Source organism: Nocardia barduliensis (assembly GCF_013315795.1).
Lineage (GTDB): Bacteria > Actinomycetota > Actinomycetes > Mycobacteriales > Mycobacteriaceae > Nocardia > Nocardia barduliensis.
Genome location: NZ_JABLTE010000076.1, coordinates 18,912 through 39,464, shown reverse-complemented (window position 1 = coordinate 39,464; position 20,553 = coordinate 18,912). Strand labels below are relative to the sequence as shown.

Genomic DNA, 20,553 nt, shown 5'->3' with positions numbered 1-20,553 from the left:
GGTCGCGCTGGCCATGGGACGGTCGGTGGAGTTCGTGGTCGGCGTGTGGGCGGTGGCGCGGGCGGGCGCCGCGTTCGTGCCGGTCGATCCGCGCTATCCCAGCGAACGGGTCGCGCACATGATCGCGGACTCGCAAGTGGAGTTCGGGCTCACCGTCGAGGCGTCGTGCACCCTGCTCCCCGGTCACGTGCGTCAGCTGGTTCTCGACCATCCGGGCACCGAGGCGTTCCTCGCCGCGCAGTCCCCGGCGGCGGTGACCGACGCCGATCGCCTGCGTCCCTGCCGGGTAGCCGACGCGGCGTACGTCGTGTACACCTCGGGCTCGACCGGCAAGCCGAAGGGGGTGGCGGTCACCAATGAGGGCCTGGCGAACTTCGCGGTCGAACAGCGGGAACGCTATCGCGTGGATCGCAGGTCACGCGTATTGCAAGTGGCCGCACCGGGTTTCGACGCGGTGATGCTGGAGTTGCTGATGGCCCACGCGAACGGCGCTGTGCTGGTCGTTTCGCCGCCGGAGGTGTTCGCCGGTGCGCAGCTGGCGGAGTTGATTCGCGCACAGGAGGTGACGCACGCCTTCGTGACCCCCAGCGTGCTGGCCACGATGTCGCCCGCCGGCCTGGATTCGCTCCAGGTGCTGGTGGCAGGCGGGGAAGCGGTGCCGGCCGAAACCGTGTCGGTGTGGGCTCCGGGACGACGCCTGCACAACGGGTACGGACCCACCGAGACCACGATCATGGTCGCGATCAGCGATCCGCTGTGCGTGGGCGACCCGGTCACCATCGGCGGCCCGATCCGCGGCGTGGACGCGGTGGTACTGGACGAGCGGCTGCGGCCGGTCCCCGTCGGGGTGACCGGACAGCTGTACGTCTCCGGTGTGCAGCTGTCGCGCGGATACCTCAACCGGCCCGCGTCCACCGCCGCCACTTTCGTCGCCAACCCGTACGGTCCCGCGGGCACCCGGATGTACGGAACCGGTGACCTGGCGCGCTGGACCGTCGACCACACCTTGGAGTACCTGGGACGCACCGACTTCCAGGTGAAGATCCGTGGCCAGCGCATCGAACTGGGCGAGATCGAAGCCGTCCTCGCCGGACATCCGGCCGTCGCGACCGCGGTCGTGGTGGGCGTGCCCGCCGAGGCCGGATCGCGCCTGGCGGCGTACGTGGTGCCCGCCGACGGCGCCGTCGACACCGCGGAACTGACGAAGTACGCGGCCCAGCGCCTGCCCTCGCACATGGTTCCGGACACGGTCATGGTCCTCGACACCCTCCCGCTGTCGTCGGTGGGCAAGGTCGACCGCGCCGCGCTGCCGGAACCCGAGTTCGCACCCGCCACGGAGTTCGTCGCGCCGCGCAACGCGACCGAGCAGATCGTCGCCGACATCTGCGCGGGCGTGCTCGGCATCGAGCGCGTCGGCGTCCTCGACAGCTTCTTCGAGCTGGGCGGCAACTCGCTGTCGGCCACCCGCGCGGCGGCGCAGCTCAGCGGCGCGTTCGGCGTCGAGGTGCCCTTGCGCGCGATCTTCGAGACGCCGACGATCGGGGCGCTGGCCGAGCGCCTGCGCAGCGCCGACGCGGCGACTCGGGAGCCGCTGGCGCCGCAGGTGCGCCCGGACCGGATCCCGCTCTCGCCCGCCCAGGCCCGCATGTGGTTCCTCAACCAGTTCGACACCAGCTCAGCGGTGTACAACATCCCGCTGGTCGTGCGGATGTCGGGCGACCTCGACGTGGCCGCGATGCACGCGGCGATCGCGGACGTGCTCGAACGGCACGAGGCGCTGCGGACCGTGTACCCGGACAGCGACAGCGGGCCGCATCAGGTGGTCGTGCCGGTGGAGACGGCGCTGACCGCGCTGGCGCCGGTGCCGGTCGCCTCCGGCGAGATCGACGCGCGCGTCGCCGCGGAGGTGACGGTGGGCTTCGACGTCACCACCGAGGTTCCGTTCCGGGTGGTGTTGCTGCGCGGCGCACCCGACGAGCACGCCCTGGTGCTCGTCGTCCACCACATCAGTTTCGACGGGTCCTCGCTGGCACCGCTGGCCGCGGACCTGATGACCGCCTACCGGGCTCGGGTCCGGCGCCGGGCGCCGCAGTGGGCGCCGTTGCCGGTCCAGTACGCGGATTACACGCTGTGGCAACGGAAGTTGCTCGGCACCGAGGACGACCCGCACAGCCCGACCGTGGCCCAGACCCGCTACTGGCTCGCGGCGCTCGCCGGTCTGCCCGAGGTGCTGGATCTGCCCACCGACCGACCGCGGCCCGCGAAGCAGTCGTTCCGCGGCGCGACGGTCTCGGCCACCCTTCCCGCGGATCTGCATCGCGAGGTGGTGGCACTGGCCCGCCGCCACGACGCGACGGTCTTCATGGTGATGCACGCGGCCTACGCGGCGCTGCTGGCGCGGCTGTCCGGCACCGGCGACATCGCCGTGGGCACACCGATCGCCGGACGTGGCGAGCCGGGGTTGGACGGCCTGGTCGGCATGTTCGTCAACACGCTGGTGTTGCGGACGCACCTCGAGCCAGGGGCGTCCTTCGTCCGGATCCTGGATCAGGTCAGGGCCACCGACCTGGCCGCCTTCGAGAACGCCGACATCCCGTTCGAGCGACTCGTCGAGGTGCTCAACCCGCCGCGCTCGACGGCGCACGCGCCGTTGACGCAGGTCGGCTTCTCGTTCCAGAACATCGAGATCCCCACGGTGCGGTTCGAGGGCCTGACGGTCTCGGCGCAGATGGCCGATCCCAGCGTGGCGAAGTACGACTTGCACCTGAATCTGGTCGACGCCTTGGAGCCGGACGGCGAACCGGGCGACATGGCGGTCGAATTCGGTTACGCGACAGACTTGTTCGACGAGGCGACGGTCCGGGCGATGTTCGACCGCTACCTGCTGTTGCTGCGCGCGATCGTGGTCGACCCCACCCGCGCCGTCGGCGACATCGCGCTGCTGACCGAGCAGGAGACGCATCAGCTGGCGGTGCGGTCGGCGGGGGCCAGGACGCGGGCGTCGGCGGCGACGATCGCGGACCTGTTCGCCGCGCAGGCGGCGGCGACGCCGGAGCATACGGCGGTGCTCGACGCCGCGAGCGGCGCCCGGCTCGACTACCTGGCGTTCGGGGCGCGGGTGAACGCGCTGGCCCGCGCGCTGATCCGGCGGGGGATCGGCCCGGAAGCCGTGGTGGCGGTGTCGATGCGGCGCTCGGTGGATCTGCTGGCCACGCTGTACGCCGTCCATGCCGCGGGAGCGGCCTACCTGCCGCTGGACCCGGATCACCCGGTCGACCGGGTGCGCGCCGTCCTGGCCGCGGCGCGGCCGGAAGCGGTTCTCACCCGTCCGGACGACCACGCGAGCCTGCCCGGTGACGTGCCGGTCTGGACCCTCGCGGAACTCGGCGCCGAGCGCGAGGACACCTCGGCGGTGACCGATGCCGACCGGCTGCGCCCGCTGCGCGCCGACGATCTGGCCTACGTCATCTACACCTCCGGCTCGACGGGCGTGCCCAAGGGCGTGGCGGTCCCGCACGCCGCGGTGGTGAACCAGCTGCGCTGGGTGCACGAGCACTACCGGCTCGGCGGTGACGACGTCCTGCTGCTGCGGACGCCGGTGACCTTCGACCTGTCGGTCTGGGAGCTGTTCTGCGCGCCCACCTGCGGCGCGGCGTTGGTCGTCGCGGGCCCCGACGCGCACGGCGACCCGGGCGAGGTCGCTCGGCTGCTGGCCGAGTACCGGGTGACGACGGTGGATTTCGTGCCGTCTCTGCTCGCCGCGTTCCTCGAGGTGGCCACCCCGCACGCATTTCCGCACCTGCGGCGCGTGCTGTGCATCGGCGAGGCGCTGCCCGCCGAAACCGTGCGCCACTTCCAGGATCTCAGCGATGCGCGCATCGACAATCTGTACGGTCCGACCGAGGCGGCCGTCAGCGTCACCGCCCACCGGATCGACACGGTCGAGGGCGCGGCCGTGCCGATCGGCGTCCCCGAGGCGAATGTGACCGTGCATGTGCTGGATTCGCGGCTGCATCCCGTTCCCGTCGGGGTGACGGGTGAGCTGTACCTGGGCGGCGTGCAGCTGGCGCGCGGCTATCACGCCCGCCCCGGCCTGACCGCCGCGGCGTTCGTCGCCGATCCCTTCGCGACCGCGGCGGGCGCTCGCCTCTACCGCACCGGCGACCTCGTTCGCTGGGACGCGGCCGGCAACCTGCGCTATGTCGGCCGCGCCGACACCCAGGTGAAGGTGCGCGGCCTGCGCATCGAGCTCGGCGACATCGAAGCAGCGCTGACGGCGCACGAGCAGGTGCACGCGGCCGTCGCGCAGGTGCGCGTGAACGGCGGCGACCAGCGGCTGGTCGCCTACGTGGTCGCGGACGCCGAGATCGACGTCCGGCAGGTCCGGCGCTTCCTGCTGGACCGGCTGCCCGCCTACATGGTGCCGTCGTCGGTGACCCGGATCGACTCGGTGCCGCTCAACGCGAACGGCAAGGTGGACCACCGCGCACTGCCCGAGCCGGACCCCGGTGCCGAGGACTCGGAGTTCCGCGCGCCGCGGGGTCTGGTCGAACAGGCCGTCGCCGCGGTCTTCGCGGAGCTGTTCGACCGGCCCGAGATCGGCGCGGACGACAACTTCTTCGAGCTGGGCGGCAACTCGCTGGTCGCGACGCGCGTGCTGAGCCGGATCGGCGCGGTCGTCGACGTGACCATTCCGGTACGCGCGATCTTCGAGGCCCCGACCGTGGCCGGACTGGCCGAGCGGATCGCCCGGCTGCGGGCGGTGCCGAGTCTTCCCGCGCCGACCCGGGCGCCGCGCCCGGACCGCATCCCGCTGTCGCACGCGCAGACCCGGATGTGGTTCCTCAACCAGTTCGATCCCGGTGCGCCGGGATATGTGGTGCCACTGGCGCTGCGCCTCGACGGCGCGCTCGATCTGGCGGCGCTGACCGCCGCCGTGGGCGATGTCGTCGAGCGGCACGAGAGCCTGCGCACCATGTATCCGGCGGTCGACGGCACGCCCACCCAGGTCGTGCTGGACGCCGAGGACGTGCTGGCCACCTGCGACCTGTCCCCGCAGGCGATCGGCGAGCGGGAACTGCCGAATCGGCTCGCCGAGTTCTGCGGCACCGGATTCGACGTGGCGAAGGGCGTGCCGCTGCGCGTCGCGCTGTATCAGCTGTCGGACGCGGCATGGACGATCGCGCTGGCCGCCCACCACATCAGCTGCGACGGCTTCTCGGTGGCTCCGCTCGCCGCCGACCTGGTGACGGCGTATCGGGCGCGCTGCGGCGGCGCCGCGCCGGACTGGGCGCCGCTGCCCGTGCAATTCGCCGACTACGCGCTGTGGCAGCGCGCGGTGCTCGGCTCGGCGGAGGACCCGGACTCGTACGTCGCCCGCGACATCGCCTACTGGCGAACGCAACTGGCGGGCGTCCCCGATCTGCTCGAGTTGCCGACCGACCGGCCGAGGCCGGTCGAGCAGTCCCAGCGCGGCGCGGTGCTCGAGGTCGCCATCCCCGGCGAACTGCAAGGCCGGGTGGAAGCGCTGGCGCGGGGCGCGGGAGCCACCACGTTCATGGTGGTGCACACGGCGCTGGCGGTGCTGCTGGCACGGCTGTCGGGCAGCGACGACGTCACCGTCGGCGTGCCGCACGCGGGCCGAGGTGACCGGTCGCTGGACAACCTCGTCGGCATGTTCGTCAACACCTTGGTGATGCGCACGCGGATCACGCTCGACCAGACCTTCCTGAGCCTGCTCGAGCAGGTACGGCGCACCGACATCGAGGCGTTCGACCACGCCACCGTGCCGTTCGAGCAACTGGTGGACGCGCTGAATCCGGTGCGGTCGACCGCGCACACGCCGCTGTTCCAGGTGCTGCTCGCCTATCAGAACATGGCGCGGGCGCGCGTCGAGCTTCCCGGGCTCACCGTCGAGAGCGTGGACCCGGGCGACAGCGCCGCGATCTACGACCTGCTGCTGATGATGACCGAGGGCCACGGCACGCACAACGAGCCGACCGGCATGACCTTGCGCCTGACCTACGCCACGGACCTCTTCGACGAGGACACGGTACGGCGCTTCGCCGGTCGATTCGTCGGTGTCCTCGACGCCGCGACCCGCGACGCCGCGGCCACCGTCGGGGAGATCGGGTTGCTCGACGAGGCCGAGCGCTCCCAGGTGCTGGAGCGGTGGAACGACACCGGTGGCTCCGCCGCGCCGGGCCGGACGCTCGTCGACGTCTTCGACGAACAGGTCGCGCGCACCCCGGACAGCGCGGCACTGCTGCTGCCGGATGGCGGCACGCTGACCTACCGGGACTTCGACGCAGGCGTCAATCGGCTGGCCCGATGGCTCATCGCCCGCGGCGCCGGACCGGAAACCGTTGTCGCGGTGGCTATCCGGCGGTCCGCCGAGCTGGTCACCGCCCTGTACGCGGTGGTGAAGGCAGGCGCGGCGTTCCTGCCGATCGACCCGGATCATCCGAGCGCCCGGATCGCCCGCGTGCTCGGCGCGGCCCGGCCGGTGGTGGTGCTCACCACGACCGGCGACGGCGCGGATCTGCCGGGCGGATTCGCCTGCGCGTCGATCGACCGGCTCGAGGTGACAGGTCTGTCCGAAGCCAGGATCACCGATGCCCAGCGGCGGACACCGCTGCGGCCGAACCACCTCGCCTACGTGCTGTTCACCTCCGGGTCCACCGGCGTCCCCAAGGGTGTGGCCCTGACCCACGCCGCCACCGTGAGCCAGCTGGCGTGGGCACAACGGCAGTGGCCGCACGACACCTCCGACGCGGTGCTGCACAAGACGCCGATCACGTTCGACATCGCCGTGTGGGAGTTGTTCTGGCCGTTGCAGACCGGCGCGCACATCGTCGTCGCCGAGCCGGACGGGCATCGCGACCCCGCCTACCTGGCGGAGGTGATCGCGCGGCACCGGATCACCACGGTGCATTTCGTCCCCTCGATGCTCGATGTCCTGCTGGAATCCGCGGGCGCCGCGCGACTGCCCTCCATCCGGCGGGTGTTCGTGGCGGGTGAGGCGCTGGCACAGCGCACGGTGGATGCGGCGGCCCATGTCTTCGCGCACGCGGAGCTGGTGAACTGGTACGGGCCCGCGGAGGCGGAAGTGGTCACCGCTCAGCGGTGCTCGCCGCACGCGACGACCGCCGCGGCGGTGCCGATCGGGTCGCCCGCGGCGGGTATGAAGGTCTATGTGCTCGACGCGCGCCTGCGGCCGGTGCCGGTCGGCGTCGTCGGTGAGCTGTACGTCGCGGGCGTCCAGCTGGCGCGCGGCTACCACGCGCGCCCCGACCTGACCTGCCGTGCTTTCGTCGCCAACCCGTTCGGAGCGGCAGGGGAGCGGTTGTACCGAACCGGTGACCTGGTGCGGTGGCGGAAGACGGGTGAGCTGGAATATCTGGGTCGCAGCGACTTCCAGGTGAAGGTGCGCGGTCAGCGGGTGGAGCCCGGCGACATCGAAGCCGCGCTGCACGCTGTCGCGCAGGTGGCGCGTGCGGTGGTCATCGTGACGACCGAGCGCATCGTCGGATACGTGACGCTCGCGCCAGGGGCGGTGATCGACGGCCGCGCGATTCGCGAACAGCTGACCCGCACGCTGCCGTCCTACCTGGTTCCGGACGCCGTGCAGGTGCTCGACGCTCTGCCGCTCACCGCGAACGGCAAGCTCGACCGCTCGGCGCTGCCGCGGCCGGTGTTCGACGACGGCGAATCCTTCGTCTCGCCGCGCACCGACACCGAGGCGGTGCTCGCGCGCCTGGTCGCCGATCTGACCGGCGCGGACCGGGTGAGCGTGACGGCGAACGTCTTCGAGATCGGCGTCAACTCGCTCTCGGCCGCCCAGCTCGCCGCGCGAGCGCAGGCCGCCGTCGGCGTCGACGTCGGCATCCGGGACGTCTTCGACGCTGCGACGATCGCCGCGCTCGCCGAACGCATATCGACCCGCACCCGGTCCACGGCGGTCGCGCTCACGCCACGGCAACGCCACGGGGCCGTCCCGCTGGCGGCGGCGCAACGACGGATCTGGTTCCTCAACCAGTTCGACACCGCCTCGGCGGCCTACAACATCTGCTTCGCGGCCCGCTTGACCGGCCCGCTGGACGACGCCGCGCTGCGGGCCGCGTTCCTGGACGTGGTGACCAGGCACGAGCCGTTGCGGACGGTCTATCCGCTCCTCGACGGCGAACCCTGCCAGGTCGTGCGGGACGCCGCCACGTTCGCCGCGGAGGTGACCTTGGCACCGGAACCCGTGGCCGGGGAGACCGAACTGGCCGAGCGGATGCGGAATGCCGTCGAGACGGGCTTCGACATCACCGAGTCGGTGCCCGTGCGGGCGCGACTGTATCGCGTTGCGCCCGAGGCGCATGTGCTGGTGGTCGTGGTCCATCACATCGCGGCCGACGGCGCATCGATGGCTCCGCTCGCCGGAGACGTATTCGCCGCCTACCGCGCCCGGGTGAGCGGCCACGCGCCGCAGTGGGCGCCGCTGGAAGTCCAGTACGCGGACTACGCGATGTGGCAGCGCGAAATACTCGGCTCCGAGGACGATCCGGCGTCGCTGATCGCGCGACAGATCGACTACTGGACCGACGCACTCGACGGCGCGCCGGAGCTGCTCGCGCTGCCCACGGACCGGCCGCGGCCTGCCACCCTCTCGATGGACGGCGGCAACGTCCGGTTCGAGCTGCCGGCCCGGCTGCACGACGACATCGTGCGGCTGGCCCACCGCGAAGGCGTCACCGTGTTCGTCGTCCTGCACGCGGCGTTGGCGATCCTGCTGGCGCGCACCGCGCACAGCGACGACATCTCGGTCGGCACCCCGGTCGCCGGGCGCGGCAGGCCCGAACTCGACGATCTGGTCGGCATGTTCGTGAACACGGTGGTGCTGCGCACGCGCGTCGACGACGACCGGTCGTTCCGCGAACTTCTGGACGAGGTGCGCGGCGTCGACCTGGAAGCGCTCGCCCACGCCGACCTGCCCTACGAACGGCTGGTCGACGTGCTCGAGCGTCCGCGTTCCACGGCGTATTCGCCGCTGTTCCAAGTGATGTTCGGATTGCAGAACACCCAGCAGGCCCGCTTCGAGCTGCCCGGCATCGCGGTCGAGGTCCTCGATCCCGGTATCGCGCAGGCCAAGACGGACCTCACCGTGCTGCTGACCGAGCGCCGCACGGGCGATGGGCCGGCCGGGATAGATGGCGAGATCATCTACGCCACCGACCTTTTCGTCGAATCGACCGCGCGATCGCTGGCGGAGAGGTTCATCCGCGTCCTCGAAGCGGTGACGTCCGATCCGGCTCGGCCCATCGGTCACATCGGCCTGTTGAGCGCCGCGGACACCGAACGTCTGGTGCCCGCGCGGGGCGACGCCGGCGCGCGGCCCTGCTTGCTTCCGGATCTGCTGGGCACGGCCGTAGCCGCCGCCCCGTCGGCGGTGGCCCTCATCGGGGACACCGGCACCCTCACCTACGCCGAACTCGACCGCAGGGCCAACCGGCTCGCCCGGCACCTGCTCACCCGGGGCGCGAGGCCGGGCGTATTCGTCGCGCTGGCCGTGCCTCGCTCGGTCGAGTATCACGTCGCCATGTGGGCGATCGCGAAGACCGGCGCCACGTTCGTGCCGGTGGATCTGCGCTACCCCATCGAGCGAATCGCGCACATGGTCAGCGATTCCGGTGTCGAGATCGGGATCACGCAGGTGACCGCACGCGGCTCCCTGCCGGAGGGCGTGCGGTGGCTGACGATCGACGATCCGGGGGCCGCGGCCGAGATCGCCGCGCAGTCCGACCGATCGGTGACCGACGCGGATCGCGGACGCGTCCTGCGGGTCGAGGATGCGGCGTACCTGATCTACACCTCCGGGTCGACAGGAACGCCGAAGGGCGTCGTGGTCACGCACGCCGGGCTGGCGAGTTTCGCGGCCGAGCAGCGGGAGCGCTACCGGGTCGAGGCCACGTCGCGCGTGCTGCAGGTTGCGGCGCCCGCGTTCGACGCGGTGCTGCTGGAGGCGTTGATGGCGCACGCCGCCTGCGCGGCGCTGGTCGTGTCGCCGCCGGAGGTGTTCGGCGGTCCGGACCTGGCCGAGCTGATGCGAAAGCACCGGGTCACGCACGCGTTCTTGACGCCGAGTGTGCTGGCGACCATGTCACCTTCGGGACTCGGGTCGGTGCGGATGCTCGCGGTCGGCGGGGAGATGGTGCCCGCGGAGTTGATCGCGGCGTGGGCGCCGGGGCGGCGGCTGCACAACATCTACGGCCCGACCGAGACGACGATCGTGATCACGATGAGCGACCCCGTGCTGCCGGGCGATCCGATCGCCATCGGCGGCCCGATTCGCGGCGCGGAAGCACTGGTCCTGGACGCGCGGTTGCGTCCGGTGCCGGTCGGCGTCGCGGGGGAGCTGTACCTCGCGGGTGCGCAACTGGCCCGCGGCTACCTCAACCGGCCTGCGGTCACGGCCGGTGCGTTCGTGGCGAATCCGCACAGCGGGCCCGGCGCCAGGATGTACCGCACCGGCGACATCGTCCGGTGGACCGCGCAGCGCACCCTGGAATACGTCGGCCGCAGCGACTTCCAGGTGAAGATTCGTGGCCAGCGCATCGAACTCGGTGAGATCGACGCCGCGCTGCTCACGCATCCGAAGGTGGCCGCAGCGGTGACCGTCAGCCGCACCGGGCCCGGTGGCAGGCCGCTGCTGGCCGCCTACATCGTGGCCGAAGCCGCGAGCGGCGTCGAACCGGCCACCGTGCTCGATCACGTCGCGTCGGTCCTGCCCGCACACATGGTGCCCTCGGTGCTCACCGTGCTCGACCGCATGCCGATCACCTCGACCGGCAAGGTGGATCGCAAAGCGCTGCCGGAGCCGGTCTTCGAACCCGCCGCAGACGACGCCGTCGCGGCGTCGACCGAGCTGGAGCGCACCATCGCGGCCGCGTTCGCGGATGTGCTCGGGATCGGATCGGTCGGCGTCACCACCTCGTTCTTCAGCCTCGGTGGCGATTCCATCCTGTCGATTCAGCTGGCTTCCCGGTTGAAGTCCGCGGGTGTCGTCGTGACGGCACGCGACATCTTCGAGCAGAAGACCGTCCGCGGCCTGGCGCGGGTGGCCGCGGCCGCCGAACGGGTCACGCTGGCGGAATTGCCGGGCGGTGGCGTGGGCGAGATCCCTTTCACGCCGGTCGTGTCCTGGTTCACCGAGCGTCTGGGCGCCGCCCCGCGGTTCGCCCAGTCGATGCTGGTGCGTCTGCCGGGCGACGCGCGCGTGGCGGACGTGACCGCCACGGTGCGAGCGGTGCTCGAACAGCACGACATGTTGCGCGCCAGGCTGGGCGAACACCGGCTCGAGGTGCCGAGGGCCGAGGCGGCCGACGCCGCGGGCGCGGTGCTCACCCGCACCTTCGGCGCCGACGAGGCGCCGGGCAGCACCGGTTTCACCGCGGTGGTGGAAGCGGCGCTGGCCGAGGCATCCGACCGGCTCGACCCGGCCCAGGGCCGGATGGTGCAGGTCGCCTGCCTGCTGCCCGAACCGGGTCTGGACGCCGAAGCGCGGGCCCTGGTCGTCGTGCACCACTTGGCCGTCGACGGCGTCTCCTGGCGGATCCTCGTCCCCGACTTCGCCACCGCGTGGCAGCAGGTCACGCAGGGACGACCGGTGGAACTGCCCGCGCAGGGCACGTCCATGCGACGGTGGGCGCACGCGCTCGCCGAGGCTGCCGCGGCTCGCGCCGACGAGTTCGAGCTGTGGCATCGGATGGGCGCGGCCGCCGATCCGCTGCTCGGCAGCGCCGTGCTCGATCCCGCCCTCGACACCCAGTCGACGGTGCGGAATCTGACGGTGTCCCTGCCGGTGGAGGTCACCTTGGCACTGCTGGACGCGGTGCCGAGGGCGGCGCACGGCAGCGTCGACGACGCGCTGCTTGCCGGTCTGGCCGTGGCCGTGACGCGCTGGCGCCACCGCCGCGGTATCCCGCACTCGGGGTTGAAAGTTCTGCTGGAGGGCCATGGGCGCGCGGAGCAGATCGCCGAGGGCGCGGATGTCTCGCGCACGGTCGGCTGGTTCACCAACACCTATCCGGTAGCGCTGGACATCAGCGGCGTCGACACCGACGATCCGCGCGCCGCCGTGAAGTCCGTGAAAGACCAGCTGCGCGCGATCCCGGACAAGGGGATCGGTTACGGCCTGTTGCGCTACCTGCACGCAGGCACGTCCGATCGCCTCGCGACGCTGCCGGAGCCGCAGATCAGCTTCAACAACCTCGGCCGGGTCGGCGTCGATCTCACGACGCTGTCGGACCTCGCCTGGATTCCGACCGACGAGCCGTTCGACCGGCGCGCCGCCTTCGATCCGGACATGCCAGCGGCGGCGGCCCTCACCATCGACGTGAACATCGTGGACACCGAGGCGGGACCACGCCTGTCCGCGCACGTCGGGTACGCCTCCCGTCTGCTGGAGCGCGACGACGTGGCCGAACTCGTCGACGAATGGGTCGGCGCGGTGACCGGTATCGCCGCGGCGGCCCGTGCGGACGGGGACTGGGGCTTCGCACCGGCCGACGTCCCGCTCGTCGAGGTCACCCAGGCCGACCTGGACGCGTTCGCCGGACGTTACGGAACCCTCGGCGATATCTGGTCGCTGGCGCCGCTGCAGGCGGGGTTGCTGTTCCACGCCGAGCTCGCCGCGGGCGATCTCGACGTCTACACCGCGCAGTCGACCCTCGCCCTCGCCGGTGTGCTCGACGAGCGCCGCCTCGAACGTTCGGCGAAGGCCCTGCTCGAGCGCCATCCCAACCTGCGAGCGGCCTTCGTCCGCACGGCCGACGGCATTCCGGCACAGGTGATCCCGGCCGACGCGGTGGTGCGCTGGCGGCGGGTCGACCTGCCCGAGGGCACGACTCCGGAGGAGCTGATCGAGGCCGAGCGGGCGGTCCCGTTCGACCCCGCCGATCCGCCGCTGCTGCGGTTGCTGCTCATCGCCGTGGCGCCGCAGGACTTCCGGCTGGTGCTGACCGCGCACCACCTGCTGCTGGACGGTTGGTCGTTGCCGTTGCTGTGGCGCGAGCTGATCGGTCTGTACGCCGTGGGCGCCCGCGCGGAGCTGCTGCCCGCCGCGGCGTCCTACCGCGGCTACCTGGAATGGCTGCAGCGGCGCGACCCCTCCGCCGGAATCGACGTGTGGCGCGAGGCGCTGCGCGAGTTCACCGAACCCACAGTGGTCGCCGACGCGCGGACGCACACCACGGTCGGCATCCCGGTCGACCTTGCGGTCGTACTGGACCGGGCGGTCACCGCCGAGCTGGTGGAGTTCGCCCAGGCACGAGCGGTGACCATGGCGACCATCGTGCAATTCGCCTGGGCGGTGGTGCTGGGGAACCTGCTCGGCGTCGAGCGCGTGGTGTTCGGCGGCACGGTCTCGGGACGTCCGGCCGAACTGCCGGGCGTGGAGTCGATGATCGGCTTGTTCATCAACACGATCCCGGTGCCGGTGCACGTCCCGCGGTTCTCCACCATCGAGGACGCGCTGCAGCGGTTGCAAGCGGACAACACCCGGCTGCTGGATCATCACGACGTCGAACTGTCGCGGATCCTGTCGGCCGCGGGTGCCGCCCAGCTGTTCGACACCCTGGTCGTGTTCGAGTCGTACCCCGTCGACAGCAGCGGTCTGGGCGAGGCGGACATCGACGGCATGCGGGTGGTCGCGGCGGACGGCAGCGACGCCGCCCACTACCCGATCACAGTGCAGGCCCATCAGACCGACCAGCTGCACGTCATGATCCGCTACCAGCAGGCCCGCGTGGACGACCGGACGGCCGCGGGTCTGGCCGGGCGGCTGGAAACCGTGCTGCGCGCCATCACGATCGATCCGGGGGCGCGGCTGGGCGAGCTCGATCTGTTGTCCGCTATCGAGCGCCGTGCCCTGGTGCCCGCCACGGGCGGACGGGCCGAATCGCCGCGTCTGCTGCCGGAGTTGCTGGCCGCCGGTGTCGCGGTGGATCACGATGCGCCCGCGTTGGTTTCGGACGGGCGAACGATGTCGTACGCCGAGTTGGATGATTGGTCGAACCGCGTCGCGCGCGAGCTGATCGACTGGGGTGTGGGCCCGGGCGATCAGGTCGCGCTGGCGATGCCACGGTCGGTGGAGTTCGTGATCGGCATGTGGGCCGTGGCCAAGACGGGCGCCGCTTTCCTGCCCGTGGATCCGCGTAATCCGGCGGAACGTGTCGGGCACATGGTCGCCGACTCGCGGGTGCGCGTCGCGCTCACCGTCGAGGCGTCGCGAGAGCTGGTCCCGGCCACTGTGCGGCGGATGGTGCTCGACGATCCGGACACCCGCGCGGCGATCGCGGCGCGCTCATCGACCGCGGTGACGGACAGCGATCGGCTGCGTACGCCACACGTGCGCGACACCGCCTACGTGCTGTACACCTCGGGTTCGACCGGGACGCCGAAGGGCGTGGCCATCACCCACGAGGGCTTGGCGAACTTCGCGGCGGTGCAACGTGACCGGTTCATGGTGGACAGCCGGTCGCGTGTGCTCAACGCGTCCGCTCCCGGTTTCGACGTGGTGGTCCTGGAATTGCTGCTGGCGCACACCAACGGCGCGGTACTGGTGGTGCCGCCGCCGGAGGTGTTCGGCGGCCCCGATCTGGCGGAAGTCATTCGGGCGCAGCATGTCTCGCACTCGTTCATGACGCCGAGCGTGCTGTCGACGATGTCGCCCGACGGGCTGGATTCCTTGCGGGTGCTGATGGCCGGTGGCGAGGCGGTGACCACGGAGATCGTCGCGCAGTGGTCGCCGGGCCGGCGACTGCTGAACGGATACGGTCCCACCGAGACGACGATTCTGGCGGGAATCGGCGGACCGCTGTATCCCGGCGAAACCGTCACGATCGGTGGCCCGATCGAAGGCGTCGAGGCCGTCGTGCTGGACGCGTGGCTGCGGCCGGTCCCGGTCGGCGTCGTCGGTGAGTTGTACCTCGGGGGTGTGCAATTGGCACGCGGATACGTCAACCGGCCGGGGGTCACGTCCGGCGCGTACGTCGCGAATCCGTTCGGCGCGGCCGGGTCGCGTATGTACCGCACCGGCGACTTGGCTCGCTGGACACCGGAACACACCTTGGAATACCTGGGGCGCGGCGACTTCCAGGTGAAGATCCGCGGTCAGCGGATCGAGCTCGGTGAGATCGAGACCGTTCTCGCCGGAGAACCCGGTGTGGAGCACGCGGCCGTGGAGCTGCGCAAAGACGAGCGCGGCGTCGGCAGGCTCGTCGGCTATCTGGTCGGCTCCGCGGACTTGGACCCGGAGGCGGTCCGGGCCGGCGCGCGGCTGCGCCTGCCCGCGCACATGGTGCCCGACCTGTGCACGGTGCTCGCCGAATTCCCGCTCACCAGGACCGGGAAGCTGGATCGCCGGGCGCTGCCCGACCCGGAATTCGCGGCGGCGCGGGCCTGGGTCGCGCCGTGCACGGAGACCGAGCGGCAGGTCGCGGAGGTGTTCGGCCACGTCCTGGGCATCGAACGGGTCGGTGCCACCGACAGCTTCTTCGACCTCGGCGGCAATTCGCTGTCGGCGACCCGGGTGACGGCCCAGTTGGGCACGGCGCTCGGCGTGCGCGTAGGTGTCCGGGATCTGTTCGAAGCGCCGTCGGTCGCCGAACTCGCGGCCCGCCTGGCTACCTCCGAGCGGGCCGATCGGGTGCCGCTGGTCCCGCGCAACCGCCCCGAGTCGGTGCCGCTGTCGCTGGCGCAGCAGCGCATGTGGTTCCTCAATCAGCTCGACACCTCCGTGGGCGCCTACAACATCCCGCTGGTGATCCGGCTGACGGGCGAACTCGACGTCGAGGCGTTGCGGCGCGCGTGCGAGCTGGTCATCGCTCGGCACGAGGCACTGCGCACCAAGTTCCCGATGACCGACGGAACGCCGCATCAGGTGACGGTTCCCGTCGCGGAGGTGGTCCCCGCCGGGCTCACCGCGGTCGAGGTGGAGTCGGAGCGGCTGATGGAGCGGGTGCTCGCCACGGTCTCGGCGAGCTTCGACGTGACACAGGCGCCCCCGCTGCGCGTCGAGCTGTTCCGGCTCGACGATCACGAGCACGTGCTGGTCATCGCGGTGCACCACATCTGCGCCGACGGACAGTCCATGCTGCCGCTCGCGCGGGACGTGGCGCTGGCGTACCAGGCGAGCAAGCAGGGAACGCAACCGGCCTGGCCTGCCCTCGCGGTGCAGTACGCGGACTACACGCTGTGGCAGCGCGACGTGCTCGGGGACGAGCGCGATCCCGGCTCGCTCATGTCCCAGCAGTTGCGTTTCTGGAAGGACACGCTCGACGGGCTGCCCGAACTGCTCGAATTGCCCACCGACCTGCCCCGCCCGCCGGTGGCGTCGATGCGCGGCCGGACGGTGGAATTCGAGATCTCCGCCGCGTTGCGGGAACGCGTCGGGGCGCTCGCGCGTGCGGCCGACGCGACAGTTTTCATGGTCGTGCACGCCGCGCTGACCGTCCTGCTGTCGCGGTTGGCCGGTGTACGCGACGTCGCGGTGGGCACCCCGGTGGCCGGCCGCGGCGAGCGCGAACTCGACGACCTGATCGGCATGTTCGTCAACACGCTCGTGCTGCGGTCGCGGGTGTCGTCGCGGCAGTCGTTCAGCGACCTGCTCGCGGCGACGCGCGACACGGACCTGGCCGCGTTCGCGCATGCCGACGTGCCGTTCGAGCAGGTGGTGGAGGCGCTGAACCCGCCGCGGTCCACCGCGCATCTGCCGCTGTACCAGGTGACGCTCGATGTCCAGAACCTGAGCAAGGCCGCGTTGGAGCTGCCCGGACTGACCGTCGAGCCGGTCGAGAACGGATTCGAACCGGCGCAGGCCGATCTGAATCTGAATCTGGTCGAACGGTCCGGTGAGCACGGACAACCCGGCGGCATCCGAGGGCGCCTGACCTACGCCACCGATCTCTTCACCGAGGAGACGATGACCGGGTTCGCGCGGGCCTATGTGCGGATCCTGGAAGAGGTGACCGCGAACCCGGCGGTCGCGGTCGGGGACATCGACCTGACGGATCCGGCGCAGCGGCGCGCACTGCTCGACGCGGCCGGTGACGCGGGGGTCGCGGTTCCGGAGACCACGCTCGCGCAGCTGTTCCTGGCCCGGGCCGCCGCGCGCCCGGACGCGGTCGCGGTGACCGACGGTGCGTCGCAGCTGACCTACGCGGAACTCGATCGGCGCGCCGCCGCGGTGGCGGCTCGGCTGGTCGAGCAGGGAGTGGGTCCGGAATCGCTGGTGGCCGTGGCATTGCCACGCACGACGGACCTCGTCGTGGGCCTGCTCGGCGTCGTGCGCGCGGGCGCGGGATATCTGCCGCTGGACGTGGCGTATCCGCCGGAGCGATTGCGTTTCGTGCTCGACGACGCCCATCCGGTCGCGGTGCTGACCTCGGCGGACCTGTCCGCGGCGGTGCCGGAGTGCGCCGCGCCGGTGGTGCTCGTCGAGGATTGTGTGAACGACAGCGCGGCCGCGCCCGCCGCGGCGGTGGCATCGGGTGCGCGACCGGGCAACGTCGCCTACGTGATCTATACCTCGGGATCGACGGGCCGCCCGAAGGGGGTGACGGTCAGCCATCGGGAGGCGGTCACCTTGTTCACCAACGCGGCCGAACGATTCGACCTCGGGCCCGACGACGTGTGGACGATGTTCCATTCCTACGCCTTCGATTTCGCGGTGTGGGAGATCTGGGGCGCGTTGCTGTCCGGCGGCAAGGTCGTCGTGGTCGACTACGACACCTCGAGGTCACCGGAGGCGTTCGTGAACATCGTGGCCAGGGAGCGCGTGACCGTGTTGAGCCAGACGCCTTCGGCGTTCTACGGCTTCGCCGAAGCGGAGCGCCGCTATCGGGAGTCGGGCTGCCCCGCAGGTGACCTCGCGCTGCGCTATGTCGTCTTCGGTGGCGAGGCGCTGGACGCGTCCCGATTGCACGACTGGTTCGCGGCGCACGCGCCGGGATCGCCACGGCTGGTCAACATGTACGGCATCACCGAGACCACCGTGCATGTGACGTTCGCCGAGGTCACGGAGACGACCTCGAACGGGATCGGAGCGCCGCTTCCCGGGTTGCGGGTCTACGTCCTCGACGACCGCCTGCGTCCGGTGCCGGTCGGCGTGGCCGGGGAGATCTACGTGGCCGGCGGCCAGCTCTCGCGTGGCTATCTCGCAGCCCCGGCCCTGACCGCGGGCCGATTCGTGGCCGACCCCTTCGGTGGCGACGGCGCCCGGCTCTACCGGTCCGGGGACGTGGGCCGGTGGCGGAAGTCCGCGAGCGGGCTGGAACTGGTGTACGTGGGCCGGGCCGACGCGCAGGTGCAGTTGCGCGGCTTCCGGATCGAGCTCGGCGAAGTGGAGTCGGCGCTGCTGCGCCACCCGCTCGTCACCCAGGCCGCGGTCACGGTGCACCGGCACGATCGCGGGGTGGATCAGTTGATCGGTTACGTCGTCGGCGTCGACGGTGCGCGGATCGATCCGGTCGAGGTTCGCGAGGCCGCGGCTCAGGTGCTGACCGGCTACATGGTTCCCGCGGCGATCATGGTGCTGCCCGCGCTGCCGTTGACGGTCAACGGCAAGCTCGACCGAAAAGCACTGCCCGCGCCGGACTTCGAGGAATCTGCGACCGATTTCGTCGCGCCGCGCACGCACACGGAGAAAGTGATCAGTGAGGTGTACGCGCGGGTCCTCGGTGTCCAGCGCGTGGGGATCACCGACGGATTCTTCGATCTCGGCGGCAACTCGCTGCTGGCCACGATGGTGGTGACCGAGTTGCGCACCCGCGCGGTGACCATCCAATTGCCGTGGATGTTCGACGACGCGACGCCGAAAGCCCTGGCGGCCAGGGCCGACGGCGCGGCGGGCGGCTCGGGATTGCAAGTATTGCTGCCGCTGCGTGCGCATGGTCGCAAGCCGGCGATGTTCGCGATGCACCCGGCGGGCGGGCTGGCGTGGTTCTACGGCGGAATGGTGGAACACCTGGACAAGGACCGGCCGGTCTACGGCTTGCAGGATCCGCATGTCGTGGCGGGCGAACCGAGTGCCGATTCCGTCGACCAACTGGCCGAACGCTATGTGAGCGAGATTCGCCGAGTGCAGCCCACCGGGCCGTACCACCTGCTGGGCTGGTCGCTGGGCGGTGCGATCGCGCACGCCGTCGCGGTCCGGTTGCAGCGCGAGGGCGAGCGGGTCGGCCTGCTGGCCATGATGGACAGCGCCGTGGGCGACGCGGAGGCGCTGACCGCGTCGATGGACACCACCGGGAACGAGCCCGCACCGGCCGAACTGATGGCCGATCTGCTCGGTGGCTGGCGCGAACTGTTCGAGCTGGGCGCCGAGGTCACGGCGGACACCCACGAGCAGGCGTGGGCGGTGATCCGGGACCAGGTGACCGCCACCGGGATGTTCACCGCCGAACAGGTCGACCGGGTGATGGAGAGCTTCCAGACCGCGGGCGGCATCGCCCAGCGGTATCGGCCCGCCGTCTTCGAGGGTGACCTGGTCTTCTTCACCGCAGGCAAGGATCGCGCGGACCACGACGCCGTCGTGCGGACGTGGCGGCCGTTCATCACCGGCGACCTGCACAACACGGTCGTCGACGCACGACATCTCGAATTGACCCACCCGCACGCACTGGCCGTCATCGGCCCGATCCTCGAAAGGTTCTCGATCGAATGCTGAAGACTCTCCAGCAACTCCAGCAACTCAGGCTCGACGACGGCAGGACAGTGACCTGCACGAGTCCGGCGGAGGCGCGGATGTTGTGGGGCGAGATGTCGACCCATGGTTTCTACCGCCGCGCCGCGGCGCGCCTACGGCCGGGAGACATCGCACTGGATATCGGCGCGAACATCGGATTGAGCGCGATGATGTTCGCCGATACCTGCCCGGCGGTTCGGGTGATCGCCGCCGAGCCGGCTCCGGCCACCTTTGATTGCCTGGCGCGCAATATGGCCGCGCACGTGCCGGACGGCGTGCCGCTGCGAGTCGCGGTCGGGGCGGCGTCCGGGAGTGCGCCGTTCACTTGGTATCCGCGGGCGTCGGCGAACTCCGGTCTCTACGCCGACCGCGCGGCCGACGACGCAGCCACCGAGATCTACTTGCGCAACAGCGGGCTCGACGACGAAGCGATCGCACTCATCACGGCCGGGTTGCACGAGGGCGAATGCATGGACGTCGAGGTCACCACCGTTTCGGCGATCCTCGGCGAGTACGGCGGGAATGCGGAGGTCGGCTTGCTCAAAGTCGACGTCGAGCGAGCAGAGCTCGACGTCTTGTACGGCATAGCCGACGCGGACTGGTCACGAATCCGTGCCGTCGTCGCCGAGGTGCACGACCGGGACGATCGCTTGGCGCGGTGCTGCGAATTGCTGCGCGAGCACGGGCTGTTCGCCAGAACCAGGCAGGACCCGAGCCTGATCGGAACCGAATTGCACGAGATCTACGCCGTTCGGGCGGAAAGCGCCTGACGAGTTCCGCGCCGTGCGCAACGGCGTTGCGGTCTACCACTCGAATCGAAGACG

At 71.1% G+C, this 20,553-nt stretch carries 2 protein-coding genes; both read left to right on the top strand.

What is annotated here, in order from left to right; translation table 11 throughout:
* The first annotated feature begins 13 nt into the window (after positions 1-13).
* Positions 14-19,711, top strand: a complete 19,698-nt coding sequence (locus tag HOV91_RS27165) for a non-ribosomal peptide synthetase (RefSeq protein ID WP_246350949.1) — start codon at positions 14-16, stop codon at positions 19,709-19,711.
* Positions 19,705-20,499 carry an FkbM family methyltransferase gene (locus HOV91_RS27160; RefSeq protein ID WP_174188198.1) on the top strand — a complete coding sequence of 265 codons (795 nt, stop codon included), beginning with the start codon at positions 19,705-19,707 and terminating at the stop codon, positions 20,497-20,499. Before HOV91_RS27165 ends, HOV91_RS27160 begins: the two co-directional genes overlap by 7 nt.
* The last annotated feature ends 54 nt before the right edge of the window (positions 20,500-20,553 follow it).

What these genes read in the sequence shown, in the direction of transcription:
- HOV91_RS27165 (WP_246350949.1), top strand. Translation starts at nt 14, where the DNA reads ATGGGACGGTCGGTGGAGTTCGTGGTCGGCGTGTGGGCGGTGGCGCGG.
- HOV91_RS27160 (WP_174188198.1), top strand. Translation starts at nt 19,705, where the DNA reads ATGCTGAAGACTCTCCAGCAACTCCAGCAACTCAGGCTCGACGACGGC.